Consider the following 325-nt stretch of genomic DNA (forward strand, 5'->3'; position numbering starts at 1 on the left):
GAACGTCCTGCGACACGACTACCTACAATAGCAATTTTTTCGATGTTTTGTTCTGAGCTTTGTTCAGCGGCATTTATGCCTTGTGAATTAACTGCAAGTAAAGCAGTGAATACAGCAGCACTAACTCATGAAAGCTTCACCATGATGATATCTTCCCTAGTGATTTGTATGAGTTTAATACTCAGTAAACCATTTTGATCAACAACCGCATCGAGCTCAGTCTCAGCTAACAATGCTTTTAGCGCATCGAGTTGAGAATAAAATCCATATAATGAATTTGCCTCGTACTGTTTAGCATGCTCATACGAAAAAACCACAGTTTGTT

The 325-nt window shown here is 38.8% G+C and carries 1 pseudogene; it reads right to left on the reverse strand.

Annotated features, from left to right (window positions below):
- A pseudogene (locus CWB78_RS18560) lies at positions 1–325 on the reverse strand (ligand-gated channel protein); the annotation flags it as partial.

The organism is Pseudoalteromonas sp. S1612, assembly GCF_005887175.1.
Lineage (GTDB): Bacteria > Pseudomonadota > Gammaproteobacteria > Enterobacterales > Alteromonadaceae > Pseudoalteromonas > Pseudoalteromonas undina.